The organism is Xanthomonas axonopodis pv. maculifoliigardeniae (assembly GCF_041519315.1).
GTDB classification, from domain to species: Bacteria; Pseudomonadota; Gammaproteobacteria; order Xanthomonadales; family Xanthomonadaceae; genus Xanthomonas; species Xanthomonas euvesicatoria.
The window spans coordinates 874,709-890,873 of record NZ_CP167998.1 but is presented as its reverse complement, the minus strand read 5'-3'; the positions used below and the strand labels follow the sequence as shown (position 1 = coordinate 890,873).

General features: G+C 65.9%; 12 protein-coding genes. All 12 read right to left on the bottom strand.

What is annotated here, in order from left to right; translation table 11 throughout:
- Positions 1–145 precede the first annotated feature (145 nt).
- The 12 genes from lpxC to ACDH77_RS03790 all read right to left on the bottom strand — a co-directional run bounded on the left by lpxC (position 146) and on the right by ACDH77_RS03790 (position 15,988).
- Positions 146–1,057 carry a UDP-3-O-acyl-N-acetylglucosamine deacetylase gene (lpxC, locus tag ACDH77_RS03845; protein ID WP_008571811.1) on the bottom strand — a complete coding sequence of 304 codons (912 nt, stop codon included), beginning with the start codon at positions 1,055–1,057 and terminating at the stop codon, positions 146–148.
- Positions 1,058–1,292: 235 nt separating this feature from the next.
- Positions 1,293–2,531, bottom strand: coding sequence for a cell division protein FtsZ (ftsZ, locus tag ACDH77_RS03840; RefSeq protein WP_008571978.1), 1,239 nt, complete (start codon positions 2,529–2,531; stop codon positions 1,293–1,295).
- A 292-nt stretch (positions 2,532–2,823) separates the two neighbouring features.
- Positions 2,824–4,059, bottom strand: a complete 1,236-nt coding sequence (gene ftsA / locus ACDH77_RS03835) for a cell division protein FtsA (RefSeq protein WP_003485272.1) — start codon at positions 4,057–4,059, stop codon at positions 2,824–2,826.
- Positions 4,056–4,883, bottom strand: coding sequence for a cell division protein FtsQ/DivIB (locus ACDH77_RS03830; RefSeq protein WP_031421108.1), 828 nt, complete (start codon positions 4,881–4,883; stop codon positions 4,056–4,058). The genes ftsA and ACDH77_RS03830 overlap by 4 nt, the downstream gene beginning before the upstream one ends.
- 124 nt (positions 4,884–5,007) lie before the next feature.
- Positions 5,008–5,964, bottom strand: coding sequence for a D-alanine--D-alanine ligase (locus ACDH77_RS03825; RefSeq protein WP_029818682.1), 957 nt, complete (start codon positions 5,962–5,964; stop codon positions 5,008–5,010).
- Entirely contained in the window at positions 5,961–7,394 is a 1,434-nt protein-coding gene (gene murC / locus ACDH77_RS03820; protein ID WP_011346425.1) for a UDP-N-acetylmuramate--L-alanine ligase, read from the bottom strand. The genes ACDH77_RS03825 and murC overlap by 4 nt, the downstream gene beginning before the upstream one ends.
- Positions 7,391–8,683, bottom strand: coding sequence for an undecaprenyldiphospho-muramoylpentapeptide beta-N-acetylglucosaminyltransferase (gene murG / locus ACDH77_RS03815; RefSeq protein WP_031421105.1), 1,293 nt, complete (start codon positions 8,681–8,683; stop codon positions 7,391–7,393). The genes murC and murG overlap by 4 nt, the downstream gene beginning before the upstream one ends.
- Positions 8,680–10,053, bottom strand: a complete 1,374-nt coding sequence (gene ftsW / locus ACDH77_RS03810; protein ID WP_372173318.1) for a putative lipid II flippase FtsW — start codon at positions 10,051–10,053, stop codon at positions 8,680–8,682. The genes murG and ftsW overlap by 4 nt, the downstream gene beginning before the upstream one ends.
- Positions 10,053–11,138, bottom strand: coding sequence for a phospho-N-acetylmuramoyl-pentapeptide-transferase (gene mraY / locus ACDH77_RS03805; protein ID WP_003485285.1), 1,086 nt, complete (start codon positions 11,136–11,138; stop codon positions 10,053–10,055). The genes ftsW and mraY overlap by 1 nt, the downstream gene beginning before the upstream one ends.
- A complete protein-coding gene (gene murF / locus ACDH77_RS03800; protein ID WP_372353742.1) occupies positions 11,128–12,639 on the bottom strand; it encodes a UDP-N-acetylmuramoyl-tripeptide--D-alanyl-D-alanine ligase in 1,512 nt (503 codons plus the stop codon). The genes mraY and murF overlap by 11 nt, the downstream gene beginning before the upstream one ends.
- Positions 12,636–14,111: a UDP-N-acetylmuramoyl-L-alanyl-D-glutamate--2,6-diaminopimelate ligase gene (locus tag ACDH77_RS03795; protein WP_209261728.1), complete on the bottom strand. Its 1,476-nt coding sequence runs from the start codon at positions 14,109–14,111 to the stop codon at positions 12,636–12,638. Before ACDH77_RS03795 ends, murF begins: the two co-directional genes overlap by 4 nt.
- Before the next feature lie 8 nt (positions 14,112–14,119).
- Complete coding sequence (locus ACDH77_RS03790; RefSeq protein WP_008571988.1) at positions 14,120–15,988, bottom strand: peptidoglycan D,D-transpeptidase FtsI family protein; 1,869 nt, start codon at positions 15,986–15,988, stop codon at positions 14,120–14,122.
- Positions 15,989–16,165: the final 177 nt, after the last annotated feature.

Here is a 16,165-nt window from a genome sequence, read left to right as displayed (position 1 = left end):
GCGTTGCGAAGACCGCACACGACCCGACGCATCCTAGCGGGCATGTGGCCCGCAGGAGTTAGAGAAGTCTTAAATAAATGTTAAGAACGGGTCGGAAATTCGAGCGCGTTCACACTTTGAACGCCAACCAGGGCATTCCCTGACATCAGGCGTAGACCGGGCTGGCGTAGGTGACCGGTGGTTGTTCGGTGCCTTCCGGGAAGCTGACCCATTCCCAGGCGGTCTGGTCGGCCAGGAGCGCACGCACCAGTTTGTTGTTGAGGGCGTGGCCGGACTTGAAGCCTTCGTAGGCGCCGAGGATGGCGCCGCCAGCCAGATACAGGTCGCCGATGGCGTCCAGGATCTTGTGCCGCACGAATTCGTTGGTGTAGCGCAGGCCGTCTTCGTTGAGCACGCGGAACTCGTCCAGCACGATGGCGTTGTCCATCGAACCGCCCAGGCCCAGATTGCGCTCGCGCATGTACTCAAGGTCGCGCATGAAACCGAAGGTGCGCGCGCGCGAAATTTCCTTGACGTACGCCGAGGTGGAGAACTCGATTTCCTGGCGCGACTGCTTGGCCGGAATCATCGGGTGATTGAATTCGATGGTGAAGCCGAGCTTGTAGCCCTCGTAGGGCTCAAAACGCGCCACCTTGTCGCCGTCGCGCACTTCTACCGTCTGCTTGATCCGGATGAAGCGCTTGGGCTTGCTCTGTTCGACGATGCCTGCCGACTGCAGCAGGAACACGAACGGGCCGGACGAGCCGTCCATGATCGGCAACTCGGCCGAAGACAGCTCGACGATGACGTTGTCCACACCCAGGCCCGCCAATGCGGACATCAGATGTTCGACGGTCTGGATCTTGGCGCCGTTGCAGGTCAGCCCGGTGCACAGCGTGGTCTCGGTGACCAGTTCGGCATCTGCGGGGACTTCGACGACCGGTTCCAGGTCCACCCGTCGGAACACCACGCCATGATCGACCGGAGCCGGCCGTAACGTCATGTACACCTTGTCGCCGCTGTGCAGGCCGACGCCGGTGGCGCGAATGGTGTTCTTGAGAGTGCGTTGCTGGGTCATATGCGAAGTCTGGATGAACAATGCAGACAGACGCTGAACCGACTGTCTAATCCGCTGAGATTATCCGAATTTTAACAAGTCGCGCGTGACGGCAACCGTAATCAGTCAGTCACGCGATAACAAAAGCTGCCGGATCGGCACCGATCCGGCAGGAATGACATGACATGGCAGTGCTACCCGAAGCGGGCTCCGGGCGGGACGGGCTACGTCACCGTAGCGACGCAGCCGACGATCCTCAGTCGGCCTGGCGGCGCAGGAACGCCGGGATATCCAGATAATCGTTGGGCAGGTCCGCCGCCGGCGTCGAGGAGCCGCCGCCGTTGTGGCTGCCGCTGCCGACCGAGTCGCTGCTCGGACGGCGCAGGCCCAGCCCCATGCTGCCGCCCACGGCCTTGGACACCGCATCGCCGCTGGTGGTGTCGAAGTCGCCGAATTCCGGCTGGCCGGTGGTGGCGTTGCGCACCAGCTTGATCGGCGCGCGCTGGTCCGGACGCTGGGCCTGGCGGGCAACCGCGCGGTTCAGGCCGGTGGCCACCACGGTCACGCGCACTTCGTCCTGCATGTCCGGGTCGAGCACGGTACCGACGACCACGGTGGCATCTTCCGACGCGAACGCTTCGATGGTGCGGCCGATCTCGTCGAACTCGGACATGGTGAAGTCCGGGCCGGCGGTGATGTTGACCAGGATGCCGTTGGCACCGGCCAGGTTCACGTCGTCCAGCAGCGGGTTCTGGATGGCGGCTTCGGCAGCGGCCTGCGCGCGATCGTCGCCGCGTGCCGAACCGGTGCCCATCATGGCCAGGCCCATTTCCGACATCACGGTGCGCACGTCGGCGAAGTCGACGTTGATCAGGCCCGGGCGCACGATCAGGTCGGCGATGCCCTGCACGGCGCCCTGCAGCACGTCGTTGGCAGCGCGGAACGCCTGGATCATGGTGGCGTTGCGGCCCAGCACGGTGATCAGCTTTTCATTGGGAATGGTGATCAGCGAATCGCAATGCTGGCTCAGTTCCTCGATGCCCTTCAGCGCCACCTGCATGCGGCGACGGCCTTCGAACGGGAACGGCTTGGTGACCACGGCCACGGTCAGGATGCCCATTTCCTTGGCCAGCTGCGCAACCACCGGTGCCGCACCGGTACCGGTGCCGCCGCCCATGCCGGCGGTGATGAAGACCATGTCCGCACCCTGCAGCGCGTCCATGATGCGCTCGCGATCTTCCAGCGCGGCCTGACGGCCGACTTCCGGATTCGCGCCTGCGCCCAGGCCCTTGGTGACGTTGGTGCCGAGCTGCAGCTGCAGCTTGGCGCCGCAGTTCTTGATGGCCTGCGAGTCGGTATTGGCGGTGATGAATTCCACGCCGTCGACGTTGGTGTTGACCATGTGCGCAACGGCATTGCCACCGCCGCCGCCGACGCCAACCACCTTGATGACCGCGTTGGGAGCCATTTTTTCAATCAGTTCGAAATGTGCCATGTCAGTGTCCTCTTGAGCCGGGATTGGGGAATGGGGATTGGGGATTCGCACAAGCGAGGGTCCCTGCCCACTCCGCACCACGGCGAGTGTTGTTGTTTGAAAGTCGGGATTCGTGTGCCGGGGCCGTAGATTCGCTGTTGCGCTCCACGGCTCGTGTCACCTACTCCTCGACGCAATGCCTGCAAATAATTTTATCGCCTACCTGCTCGCCGCTCTCTACTTAATCTTCGCAACCGCCGCCGCTTTGCCTTTCGCTCTTGCTCTTGCTCTTTCCAATCCCGAATCCCGGCATTCAGAATTCCCCGCGATACCAATTCTTCAATTTCTTGAACAAGCTGCCTGCGCGCCCGGTCGGAATCGATGGCCGGCGCGGGTGTTCGATCTGGCTGCCCATCAGCAGCAGGCCTACGCCGGAGGCGTGTACCGGGTTGCCGACGACTTCGCCCAGGCCGGTGACGTGCTGCGGAATGCCCACGCGCACCGGCATCTGCAACATTTCTTCGGCCAGTTCCACCACGCCTTCCATCTTCGAGGCACCGCCGGTAAGCACCATGCCGGCGCGCACCATTTCTTCGAAGCCCGAACGACGCAGTTCGGCCTGCACCATCTCGAAGATTTCCTCGTAACGGCCCTGCACCGCCTGCGCGAGTGCGTGGCGCGGCATGCGGCGCGGCGGGCGGTCGCCCACCGACGGCACCTGGATGCTTTCTTCGGCGGTGGCCAGCTGTGCCAGCGCGCAGGCGTAACGCACTTTGATCTGCTCGGCTTCCGGCGTCGGCGTGCGCAGCATGTGCGCAATGTCGTTGGTGACATGGTCACCGGCGATCGGCAACGAAGCGGTGTGGCAGATCGCGCCTTGCACGTACACCGCCAGATCGGTGGTACCGGCGCCGATGTCCACCAGCACCACGCCAAGCTCGCGTTCGTCGGCGGTCAGCACTGCGACCGACGACGCGAGCGAGGACAGCACCAGATCGTCGACCTGCAGGCCGCACTTCTGTACGCACTTGGTGATGTTGGCGGCTGCCGACTGCGCGCACACCACCAGGTGCGCATGCACCTCCAGGCGCACGCCGGTCATGCCGACCGGGTTGCGGATGCCTTCCTGCGAATCGTCCAGCACGTACTCGCGCGGAATCGCATGCAGGATGCGCTGGTCGGCCGGAATGGCCACCGCCTTGGCGGCATCGAGCACGCGCTCCAGATCGCTCCAGGTCACTTCGCCATCGCGGATCGGCACGATGCCGGGCGAGTTCTTGCACTGCACGTGGTTGCCGGAAATCGAGGCATACACCGAGCGGATCTCGCAGCCGGCCATCAGCTCGGCCTCTTCCACCGCACGCTGGATCGACTGCACGGTGGATTCGATGTCCACCACCACGCCGCGCTTGAGACCGCGCGATTCATGCGAACCGATGCCGATCACTTCGATCGGATTGCCGGGCGAGTATTCGCCGACCAGCGCAACGACCTTGGAGGTGCCGATGTCCAGTCCAACGATGAGGGATTTGTCGCCTTTGCGATTCATGTCTTAAAGCCGGGATTCGAGATTCGGGATACGGGATTGGGAAAACGCGGAAATGCCTGGGCGACGGGAGGTGCGGAAGGTGCTGCGCGATGCCGGGGCTGCGCTTTTTCCAATCCCGAATCCCCACTCTCCAATCGCTGCCGTTCGACGGTAAATCCGTTGGTGTAGCGCAGGTCGGCGCGGGCGATCGGGCGCTGTGGATCGGACAGCTGCGGCAGCACGCGGGCGAAGCGCTGCAGCCGTGCGCGTGCATCGTCGCGGCCGACCACGATCTGCACGCCATTGCTCAGCCCCAGCGACCAGCTGCCGCGCGCGTCCATTTCAAGACGCTCCACATCCAGCCCGGTCGGTGCGAACAGGGCGCGCGATTCGTTGTACAGCGCCACCACGTCCTGGGTCTTGCTGTCCGGCCCACCGAGCTGCGGCAACTTGAAATCCTTCAACAGCGGCGGGGTGCGAAACAGCCGGCCCTGCTCGGACAGCATGCGGTCGGTACCCCAGCGCGCGAACGGCTTGTGCTCGGTCACGTGCACTTCCAGCACATCCGGCCAGCGCTTGCGCACCTGCGCACTTTCCACCCACGGCAACCGCGCAATGGCGTCCTGTGCCTGCTGCAGTTTCACCGCGAAAAAGCCGGCACGCGCATACGGCAACACCACCGTACGCAACTCTTCGGCCGGCACCCGCTTGAAGTCGCCGGACACGCGCAACTTCGCCAATGGCCAGCGCTCGGCACCGACCCAGCCATTGAGCACGGCCACCACCGGCAGCGCGACCAACGCCAGCGCGAGCAACCAGGCCAGGATGCGTAGGGTGGCGTTCATTGGTGTGCTCCGCACACGGGATTCGGCATTGGGGATTGGAGATTCGTCACGGCAGCAGCAACAGCAAGGGCGCGCATCGCGTCGCTGTTGGCCAATCCCGAATCCCGAATCCCCAATCCCCGCGTCACAGCGTCTGCTCCAGCACGCGCCAGACCAGTTCTTCGAAATCGATGTCGAGTTGGCGGGCGGCCTTGGGCACCAGCGAATGGCTGGTCATGCCGGGAGCGGTGTTCACTTCGAGCAGATACAGCTGGCCGCTGCTGCCATCGCGCATCACGTCCACGCGACCCCAGCCACGGCAGCCGGCAGCGCGGAAGGCGTCCAGCGCGAGTTGGCGAATCTGCGTTTCGGCCTCGCCTTCCAGGCCAGGGCACAGGTACTGGGTGTCCTCGGCGATGTACTTGGCGTTGTAGTCGTACCACTGGCCCTTGGGCACGATGCGGATGGACGGCAACGCGGTGTCGCCGAGCACGGCCACGGTGAGTTCGTCGCCTTCGATCAACTGCTCCATCAACAGCGCACCGTCGTAGCGCGCCGCCAGGGTCACTGCTTCTTCGAGCTGCGCCTGGTCGAACACGCGGCTGACGCCGACGCTGGATCCTTCGTTTGCCGGCTTGACGATGACCGGCAACCCGATCTGCTGTGCAGCGGCATGGATTGCCTCTGCGCTGGCGCCAGCAGCCAGCCGCGCGTAGCGCGGCGTCGACAGGCCCAGCGACAGCCACACCTGTTTGGTACGGATCTTGTCCATGCTCAGCGCCGAGCCCAGCACGTCCGAGCCGGTATAGGGCACGCCGAAGGCTTCCATCAGGCCTTGCACGATGCCGTCTTCGCCGCCGCCGTTATGTCCGTGCAGCACGTTGAACACGCGATCGAACTGCTGCGCGACCAATGCCTTGGCCAACGCCGGAATGCCATCCACCGGCTGCGCATCGACACCGCGCGCGCGCAGCGCCTCCAGCACGTTGCTGCCGGAATTCAACGACACCTCGCGCTCGGACGAGGTGCCGCCGAGCAGTACGGCGACGCGTCCAAAGGCTGCCGGATCGCTGGTGCGAACGTTGCCGACCAACGCGCTCATGCCTGCTCTCCGACAAACCCGTTGCTGATGATGTGCTGGGCCACGTAACCGATATCGCCGGCGCCCATCATCAACAGCAGGTCGCCGTCCTGCAGGACGTCCGGCAACACTTCGGCAAGCCCGGCAATCTGGCCGACGACCACTGGCTCGCTGCGGCCGCGCGCACGGATGGCGCGTGCCAATGCGCGCGAATCGGCGCCCGGGATCGGCGCTTCGCCGGCCGGGTAGACCTCGCTCAGCACCAATGCGTCGACCGTGCTGAGTACCGCGGCAAAGGCGTCGAACTGGTCGCGGGTGCGGCTATAGCGGTGCGGCTGGAAGGCGACGACCAGACGCTTGTCCGGCCAGCCGCCACGCGCGGCGGCGAACACCGCTTCGAGTTCGCGCGGGTGATGGCCGTAATCGTCGACCACGCGCACACGTGCCCCGCTGCTGGTGGTGACTTCGCCCAGATCGTTGAACCGACGGCCGATGCCGGCAAAGTTTTCCAGCGCGCGCGCAATGGTGTCCGGCGCCACGCCGAGCTGCCAGCCGATTGCGGCAGCCGCCAGCGCATTGAGCACGTTGTGACGGCCCGGCAGGGCCAGCGTCACCGGCGTGGTGGTGCCTTCGGGCAGGCGCAGCGTAAAGCGCATCCGTGGCCCGTCCTGCACGACATCTTCGGCGCGCACGTCGGCGTTTTCGCTCATGCCGTAGCTCATTACGTGGCGCGGCGTCTTGCCGGCCAGTGCAGCCACTTCCGGGTCGTCGATGCACAGCAACGCCAGGCCGTAGAACGGCAGGCGCTGCAGGAATTCGGCGAATGCAGCCTGCACGCGGGCAAAATCGTTGCCGTAGTTTTCCAGGTGATCCGCATCGATGTTGGTGATCACTGCCATCAACGGATTCAGGCGCAGGAAGCTGCCATCGCTCTCGTCGGCCTCGGCGACCAGCCACTGGCCGCCACCGAGCTTTGCGTTGGCACCGGCAGCCAGCAGCTGGCCACCGATGACGAACGTCGGGTCCAACCCGCCTTCGCTCAACACCGCAGCCGCCAGGCTGGTGGTGGTGGTCTTGCCATGCGTGCCTGCCACCGCAATGCCACGACGGAAACGCATCAGCTCGGCCAGCATCGCCGCGCGCGGCATGATCGGAATGCGCTGGCTGCGCGCTTCCATCAACTCGGGGTTGTCTTCGCGGATGGCGCTGGATACCACCACGCAATCGGTGCCCAGCACGTTGGCCGCCGAATGGCCGCGCATCACGCGCGCACCCAGCTTGGCCAGCCGGCGCGTGGCCGCGTTGTCGGCGTTGTCCGAGCCGGACACTTCATAGCCCAGCGTCAGCATCACCTCGGCAATGCCGCTCATGCCGGTACCGCCGATGCCGACGAAATGCACGCGCGGGAACGCCCGCACCAAATCGCCACTGTCTTGCAGACGGCGGATCACGGGGCACCTCCTGCGGAGGCGCCGGGATTGGGGAGTCGGGATTGGGGATTGGTGGCGATCAACTGCGCCGAACGGTCGCCATTTACGGATGTCTGCATGCTGCCCTGTTTGTGCGTTTGCTTGTTGCGAATCCCCAATCCCGCTCGCTCTTGGACAGCCGGAGGCTGGCCATCTCCACTCCCGGCCTCTTGAAGAATGATGTCGGCGATACGCTCGGCGGCGTCCGGCTTGGCCAGGGTGCGTGCGGCGTTGGCCATCGAGAGGCGACGAGTCGGGTCGGCGAGCAACGTCTGCAACACCTGCTGCAAGCGCACTGCCAGGCTGTCGTCCTGCTTGAGCAGCACGGCGGCGTCGGCGCCGACCAGGTATTCGGCATTGCGGGTTTGATGGTCGTCCACGGCGGCGGCGAACGGCACCAGCACGCTGCCGACACCGGCGGCGCATAGTTCGGCCAGGGTGGATGCGCCAGCGCGGCACACCACCAGATCGGCCCAGGCATAGGCCGCGGCCATGTCGGCGATGAAGGGTTCGACGCTGGCGTTGACGCCTGCCTGCAGGTAGGCCGCTTCGGCTTCGGCGCGCAGCTTCTCGCCGCACTGATGGCGCAACTCGACCTCCGGGTGACCCAGTGCAGCCAGCGCTGTCGGCACCGCCTGGTTCAACACACGCGCGCCCTGGCTGCCGCCCAGCACCAGCACGCGTACCGGGCCGGTGCGGCCCACCAAGCGATCGGCCGGCGCCGGCAATGCAGCGATTTCTGCACGCACCGGGTTGCCTACCGCTTCTTCGCCAGCAAAGCTGCCCGGAAACCCGGTCAGCACGCGGCGCGCGAAACGCGACAACACCTTGTTGGTCATGCCGGGGGCGCGATTCTGTTCGTGCACCAGCAATGGCGCACCGAGCAGGCGCGCAGCCAGGCCGCCCGGGCCGGCCGCAAAGCCGCCAAAGCTGATCACCGCACGCGGACGGCGCTTGCGCAGCACGAAGCCGGCAGCGCGCACCGCGCGCATCACCCGCACCGGCGCACCGAGCAGCTTCACCACGCCCTTGCCGCGCAAGCCGCTGATGGCCAGCGTATCGATAGGAATATCGTGCTGTGGCACCAGGCGGGTTTCCATGGCGCCATCGGCGCCCAGCCAGGTCACCGGCACGCCGCGCGCGCGCAGCACCTTGGCCACGGCCAAGCCCGGGAAGATGTGCCCGCCGGTGCCGCCAGCCAGAATCATGACCGGCCGCATCATCGCAGACGACGGTGCGGGCATTTGCGCGGCATGGGCAGAAACGCTCACGCAATCCTCCCGAAGGTCGGTTCCACACGCGGTTGCATGCGGCTGGTGCCGCGCAGGATGGCCGACGCCGGCGCTACGTAGGCGGCAACCGGGGGAGCGGCCGGCGTGGGCGTAGCGCCAGTGTCGCGCTGCGGCTTGTGCGCAGGCGCGTACGCCGGCGGCACCGAATCGACCACCGGCTCGGCCGGCTCAGCTGGCGAGGTGGCCGCGCCCTGCGGAGACAACTTGCTGCGCAGGCGCTCGGCGCGATCGGCTTCGTAGGACACCCGCAGCAGCACACCCATCGCAAGACAGGTCATCAGCACCGATGAGCCGCCCGACGAAATCAGCGGCAGGGTCAGCCCCTTGGTCGGCAGGATGCCCAGGTTGACGCCGATCGACACGAAGCTCTGCATCGCGATCCACAGGCCGATGCCGAAGGCGATATAGCCGGAGAAATGCCGCTTCATCTCCACGCAGCGCATGCCCAGCCAGAAGGCGCGACCGACCAGCAGCGCGTAGAGCCCGATCACGCCGCACACGCCCACAAAGCCCAGCTCCTCAGCGATCACCGAGAAGATGAAGTCGGTATGCGATTCGGGTAGGTAGTTGAGCTTCTGCACCGAAGCGCCCAGGCCCACGCCGGTCCACTGGCCGCGGCCGATGGCCATCAGGGCGTTGGACAGCTGGTAACCGGAGCCCAGCTGATCCACCCACGGGTCCATGAAGGAGGTCACGCGCCGCATGCGGTACGGCTCGAAGATCACCAATGCCACCAGGGCCGGCAGCAGCAGCAGGATCGGCAGGATGATGCGCCCGATCGGCGCACCGCCCAGCACGAGCATGCAGGCGGTCACGCTCAGCAGCAGCATCGAGGAGCCGAAGTCCGGCTGCAGCAGCAACAGGCCGACCAAGAAGCCGACCACAAATACCGGTTTGAGCATCGCCTGCCAGGTCGCGTTGACCTCGTCGCGGAACCGCACCAGATAGCTCGCAAGCCAGATGATGTAGAACACCTTCACCGATTCGACCACCTGGAACCGCGACACGCCCAGGTTGATCCAGCGCTTGGCGCCATTGACGGTGCTGCCCAGGCCAGGCACGAACACCACCACGAGCAGCACAAAGCAGGCCAGCAACAGCATCTGGTTGTGCTGTTCGATGGTCTTGAGCTCGGTGCGCATCGCCCAGAACGCCAGCGCGATGCCACCACCCAGGAACAGCAGGTGGCGGGTAAGGTAATAGAACGGGCTGGCTTCCAGTTCGATCGAGCTGGACGCCACCATCACCACGCCCAGCGAGGCGAGCGTGACTGCCGCCCCGAGCAGCCACGGGTCGTAGCGGCCGCCGATGGCGTCCAGTCGTGTGGCCTGGCGGGACATGTCGTTCATCAGCGCACCTTCAACGTGGCAAGGCCGATCAGCACCAGCACCACCGAAATGATCCAGAAGCGCACGATCACGCGCGGCTCCGGCCAACCCTTGAGCTCGAAATGGTGGTGGATCGGCGCCATGCGGAACACGCGCTTGCCGGTCAGCTTGAAGCTGGCCACCTGGATCATCACCGACAGCGTTTCGATCACGAACACGCCGCCCATGATCACCAGCACCATCTCCTGACGCACGATCACCGCGATGGTGCCGAGCACTGCGCCCAGCGACAGCGCGCCGATGTCGCCCATGAACACCATCGCCGGGTAGGTGTTGAACCACAGAAAGCCCAGCCCTGCCCCGGCGATCGCCGAGCAGATGATGATCAGCTCGCCAGCACCGGGAATCAGCGGGATTTTCAGGTATTCGGCAAACACCACGTTGCCCGAGGCATACGCGAACACGCCCAGCGCGCAGGCCACCAGCACGGTCGGCATGATGGCCAAACCATCCAGGCCGTCGGTGAGGTTCACTGCATTGGAGAAGCCCACGATCCAGAAGTAGGCGATCACCACGAAGCTCACCCCGGCCAGCGGCAGCGCGATCGACTTGAACATCGGGATGTAGAAGGTGATCGCCGCCGGTACGTCGGCGGTGTAGTACAGGAACAAGCCCGCGGCCAGACCGAAGATCGACTGCAGCAGATACTTCCAGCGCGACTTCAACCCATTGGGATCGCGTTTGACGATCTTGATCCAGTCGTCGTACCAGCCGATCGCACCGAAGCAGATCATCACTGCCAGCACCAACCACACGTAGCGGTTGCGCAGATCGCCCCACAGCAGCACCGACAAGGTGACGGTGAGCAGGATCAGCGAACCGCCCATGGTCGGCGTGCCGGCCTTGGAAAAATGCGTTTGCGGGCCGTCCTGGCGGATCGGCTGGCCGCCCTTGAACTGGGCGAGCTTGCGGATCACCGCCGGGCCCATCCACAACGACAGGAACAGCGCGGTCAGCGCAGCCAGGATGCCGCGGAAGGTCAGATAGTTGAACAGCCCGAACAGGCTCTCCAGTTGCTGCAGCCAACGGGCCAACTCAAGCAGCATGGGATGCGTCCTCCGTCGATGCGAGCAGCGCGGTGACGACGCGGTCCATCGCGCTACCGCGCGAGCCCTTGATCAGGATCGTGATGGAGGCGACGCCCGGAAGCGCGTTGGTGGATGGCGATTGCTGTTGGTGAATCACTGCATGTTCCTGCGTATTTCCTGATCCGTGCTGCGGCACTTGCTGTTGCTGGCTGGTGGCATCGACCAGATCCGCCTGCAAGGCGTCGATCAACTCGGCGTGCGTGGCGAACACACGCCCGCCCTCGCCGAACGCGTGCGCGGCAGCGGCGCTCAGTTCGCCCAGCGCATACAACCGCTGCAGCTTGGCCGCACGTGCGCGACGCCCCGCGGCGGCATGCAGTGCCACGCCTTCGGCGCCGAGTTCGCGCATGTCGCCCAGCACCAGCCAGCCTTCGCCAGGTGCGGCGGCCAAGGCATCGATGGCCGCATCCAGCGAGCCCGGGTTGGCGTTGTAGCTGTCGTCGATCAGGACCGCGCCATTGGGCAAGGTCTGCGCAATCTGCCGGCCGGCTACCGCGCGCGCCTGCGCCAGACCGTCGGCGATCACCGGCAAGGCGATGCCGGCACCGAGTGCAAGCCCGGTTGCCGCCAGTGCGTTGAGCACGTTGTGGCGGCCTGGCAGCGGCAGCGCAATCGGCGCCTCGCCCTGCGGCGTGACCAGGGTGAACTGCGCGCCGCCGGTGTGCAGACGCAGCTGACGCGCAGTGATCTCGGCACTGGCCTGCAAGCCATAGCGCAACACGCGACGTCCCTGCACCGGCTGGCTCTGCAACTGCTGTTCGAACCACATGCCGAACGCGTCGTCGGCATTGATCACCGCCACGCCATCGGCGGGCAGCGCGGCGTAGATGGCGCCCTTGGTCCGTGCGACGCCAAGCAAGCTGCCCAGACGTTCCAGATGGGCGGGCGCGATGTTGTTGACCAACGCCACATGCGGCTGCGCAATCTCGGTGAGATAGGCAATATCACCCGGCTTGCCGGCGCCCATTTCGTAGATCGCAAAGTCCGCATCGTCGGGCGCGGCGATCACTGCCAGCGGCAAACCGATCTCGTTGTTGCGGTTGCCCGGCGTGGCGTACACGGTGGTGCCATCCACGCGCCCGGCTTCCTGCAGGATCGACAGCAGCAGCGCCTTGACGCTGGTCTTGCCGTTGGAGCCAGTCAGCGCAAGCACACGCGTGGCGCGGTCGCGCTGCATGCCGGCGGCGATGCGCGCCAACGCCAGCTCGGTGTTGTCCACCACCACCTGCGGCACGCTCAGCGCCGGCAGCAGGCGATCGACCAGCACACCGCTGGCACCGCGCGCGACCGCCTCGGTGGCGAAATCGTGCCCATCGAAGCGTTCGCCGCGCAGCGCCACATACAGGCTGCCGTCGGCAAGCGTGCGGGTGTCGTTACCGACCGCATCGATCATGGTGTCGTCGCCGTGCAGCTCGCCGCCCGCCCAATGTGCGATCAACGACAGTGGCGTGAGCTTCATGGGCGCACTCCCAGCACGGTGCGCGGCAGCAGCGCCTGCGCCGCCACGAGGGCGTCGTCGAAGGCGTGCCGCACACCGGCAATTTCTTGATACGGCTCGTGGCCCTTGCCGGCGATCAACACGATGTCCGATGGGCTGGCCATGCCGATGGCCTGATGGATCGCAGCGGCGCGGTCGCGCTGCACGATGGCGGCATCCGGTCGCGCGAAGCCGCGCAGGATATCGGCCACGATCGCATCGCCGTCTTCGCCACGCGGGTTGTCGTCGGTCACGATCGCCACGTCGGCCTTGAGCTCGGCAATCGCCGCCATCTGCGGGCGCTTGCCGGTGTCGCGTTCGCCACCGCAGCCGAATACGCAGATCAGGCGGTCCTGCGCATGCGAACGCAGGCTGCTCAATGCCTGTTCCAGCGCATCGGGCGTGTGTGCGTAATCGACCACCACCAACGGTGCGCCATGTGCGCCGCCGAGGCGGTTCATGCGGCCATGGATGGGCTGCAACTGGCCGAGCACACTGGCGATCTGCGCAGGCGCAAACTCCATCGCCCACAACGCGCCGGCCACGGCCAGCAGGTTGTCCACGTTGAAACGGCCCAGCAGCGGCGAATGCACCGGATGCACTTGGCCCTGGACATTCAACGCAAAGTTGATGCCGTTGTGGTCCAGCTGCAGTGCCTGCGCGCTCACGCGGGCGTCGGCATGCGCGCGCGAGCTCACACCGATCGCGCGCAGCGCGGGATCAAGCGCAGCGAACAGCGTGCGGCCGAAGCCATCGTCCAGGTTCACCACGGCCGCTTTCAACCCTGCGCGGGTGAACAGCTTGGCCTTCGCCGCGCCGTATTGCGCCATGTCGCCGTGGTAATCGAGATGGTCGCGGGTGAGATTGGTGAACACTGCCACGTCGAAATGCACCGCATCCACGCGGCCCTGATCGAGCGCGTGCGAGCTGACTTCCATTGCCACGGCCTGCGCACCCTCATCGCGCAACTGCGCCAACAGGGCGTGCGTGGGCAGCACCAGCGGGGTGGTGAAACCGGTCGGCACGGCCGCGCCATACAGACCGACGCCCAGCGTGCCGAGCGTGCCGGTGGGCGTACCAAGCAGCGTCAAGGCCTGCGCCAGCAGCTGCACGGTGGAGGTCTTGCCGTTGGTACCGGTGACGCCGACCATGCGCATCGCCTGCGATGGCCGGCCATGAAATTGATCGGCCATCACGCCAAGGCGCGTGCGCAAACCGGGCACGGCAATCGCATCGGCCGGGACCGGCAGACCATCGGGAGCCGGCGGCTCGAACAACACCGCCGCCGCGCCATTGGCGCGCGCCTGTTCGACAAAGCCCAGACCATGCGCACCGAAACCGGCGATCGCCACGAATGCATCGCCCGGGCGCACGGCGCGGCTATCCATCACCAACCCGGACACCTGCACGTCGTGCGTCAATGCCACATCCGGCAGCAACTGCGAAAGCGCCATGGAGCGGCTCACTGGCGGCTCTCCTGCAACGGCGCGGGCTGTGCTGGCGCGGCAGCCGGCGCAGGCGCCAGTGCGGTCGGAATGCCGGCAGAGACTTCATCCACCGGGTCCGGCACCAGGGCCGGATCCGGATCGGCCGATTGCGGCTTGACCACCGGCTGGCCGGTCTTGCCGGCCGCCTGTGCGGCCAGCCACGACTGGATATCGTCCGGCGGCACGTCCATCAAGCGCAGCGCGCCTTCCATCACGCGATGGAAGACCGGCGCCGACACCAGACCGCCGTAATACACCTTGCCTTGCGGATCGTTGATCACGATGACGGTGGCAAAGCGCGGGCGCGTGGCCGGCACCAGGCCGGCGAACAGGGCGTTGTAATGCCCGCGCTCGTAGCCGTTGGCGCCATTCTTGCGCGCCGTGCCGGTCTTGCCGGCCACGTGGTAGCCCAGAATCGCCGCGCCCTTGGCGCCGCCCTGGGTCACCACGGTCTCCATCATGTCGATGACCTGGCGCGCCACTTCCGGCGTGATCACCTGCCGGGTTTCGTTGTGCTGGCCACGCACGAAGGTCGGCGGAGTGAGCTTGCCGCCGTTGCCCAGCGTGGCGTACGCCTGGGCAATCTGCAGCGGCGTCACCGACAGGCCGTAACCGTAGGACATCGTGGTCTTGGACGGGCCGCTCCAGCGCGCCGGCTGCAGCACCACGCCGGCCGATTCGCCGGGGAACCCGCTATGCGGCGCGCTGCCGTAACCGAAGTTGCGGATCGACTGGTAGAAGGTCTGGTCGGGCACCTTGGCCGCGATCTTGGCCGCGCCGATGTTCGAACTGCGGGTGATCACGCCGGTGACGTTGAGCACACCGTTGTTGCGCGGCACATCGCGAATGGTGAAACGCCCCACCGACATGTAGCCGGGGTTGGTATCGATGACGGTGTCCTTGGTCACCACGCCGGCCGTCAGCGCGGTGGCCACGGTCAGCGGCTTCATCGTCGAACCCGGCTCGACCAGATCGGTGACCGCACGGTTGCGGCGCGCCGACGGATTGATGCCGGTGACCGAATTGGGGTTGTAGGTCGGCAGGTTGACCATCGCCAGCACTTCGCCGGTGGCCACGTCCATCACCACCATCGAACCGCCGGCCGCGTTGTTTTCGACCAGTGCGTTGCGCAGCTCCTTGTAGGCCAGGAACTGGATGCGGCGGTCGATGCTCAGCGTCAGATCCTTGCCCGGTTGCGCCGGACGCACCAGGTCCACGCTTTCCACGATGGCGCCGCGCGCATCGCGCACCACTTTCTTGGAACCGGGCTTGCCGCGCAGCCATTCGTCGAATGCCAGCTCCAGGCCTTCCTGGCCGCGGTCGTCGATGTTGGTGAAGCCCAGCACATGGGCCATCGCCTCGCCTTGCGGATAGAAGCGGCGGAACTCGCGCTGCGAGAACACGCCAGGAATCTTCAGGTCGACAATCGCATGCGCCTTGTCCGGATTGATCCGGCGCTGCAGGTACATGAATTCCTTGCCGGCCTTCTGTGCCAGCTTGGCGTTCAACTCGTCCAGCGGCTGCCCGAGCGCTTTTGCCAGCTCGGGAATGCGGTCCGGGTTGCGCAGCAGTTCCTGCGGATTGACCCAGATCGATTCCACCGGCGTGGACACCGCCAGCGGCTCGCCGTTGCGGTCTGTGATCATGCCGCGCGAGGTGGCGATGGGCAGTTCGCGCAGGTAACGCGCTTCGCCCTGACGCTGGTAAAAATCGCGATTGACCAGTTGCACGTAGGCCGCGCGGCCGATCAGCGTCACCGAGCACAGGCCAAGCGCGATACCGACCAGGGTCAGGCGACCACGGAGGTTGAAATTGCTACGGGGGCGGTTGCGGCCGGTTTTCATGGCGCACCTCCGTGTGCGCCACCCTGCGGGCAGCTGCGCTGTGCAAAACGGCTGTCCTGCCGTTTTGTCATGGCGGCACCTGCATAAGCGCCACCCTGCGGGCAGCTGCGCTGTGCAAAACGGCTGTCCTGCCGTTTTGTCATGGCCGCACCCACATAAGCGCCACCCTGCGGGCGG

What these genes read in the sequence shown, in the direction of transcription:
- ACDH77_RS03825 (WP_029818682.1), bottom strand. Translation starts at nt 5,964, where the DNA reads ATGAGCGCGTTGGTCGGCAACGTTCGCACCAGCGATCCGGCAGCCTTT.
- ACDH77_RS03795 (WP_209261728.1), bottom strand. Translation starts at nt 14,111, where the DNA reads ATGGCGCTTTCGCAGTTGCTGCCGGATGTGGCATTGACGCACGACGTG.
- ACDH77_RS03790 (WP_008571988.1), bottom strand. Translation starts at nt 15,988, where the DNA reads ATGAAAACCGGCCGCAACCGCCCCCGTAGCAATTTCAACCTCCGTGGT.
- ftsZ (WP_008571978.1), bottom strand. Translation starts at nt 2,531, where the DNA reads ATGGCACATTTCGAACTGATTGAAAAAATGGCTCCCAACGCGGTCATC.
- ftsW (WP_372173318.1), bottom strand. Translation starts at nt 10,053, where the DNA reads ATGAACGACATGTCCCGCCAGGCCACACGACTGGACGCCATCGGCGGC.
- lpxC (WP_008571811.1), bottom strand. Translation starts at nt 1,057, where the DNA reads ATGACCCAGCAACGCACTCTCAAGAACACCATTCGCGCCACCGGCGTC.
- ftsA (WP_003485272.1), bottom strand. Translation starts at nt 4,059, where the DNA reads ATGAATCGCAAAGGCGACAAATCCCTCATCGTTGGACTGGACATCGGC.
- murF (WP_372353742.1), bottom strand. Translation starts at nt 12,639, where the DNA reads ATGAAGCTCACGCCACTGTCGTTGATCGCACATTGGGCGGGCGGCGAG.
- ACDH77_RS03830 (WP_031421108.1), bottom strand. Translation starts at nt 4,883, where the DNA reads ATGAACGCCACCCTACGCATCCTGGCCTGGTTGCTCGCGCTGGCGTTG.
- mraY (WP_003485285.1), bottom strand. Translation starts at nt 11,138, where the DNA reads ATGCTGCTTGAGTTGGCCCGTTGGCTGCAGCAACTGGAGAGCCTGTTC.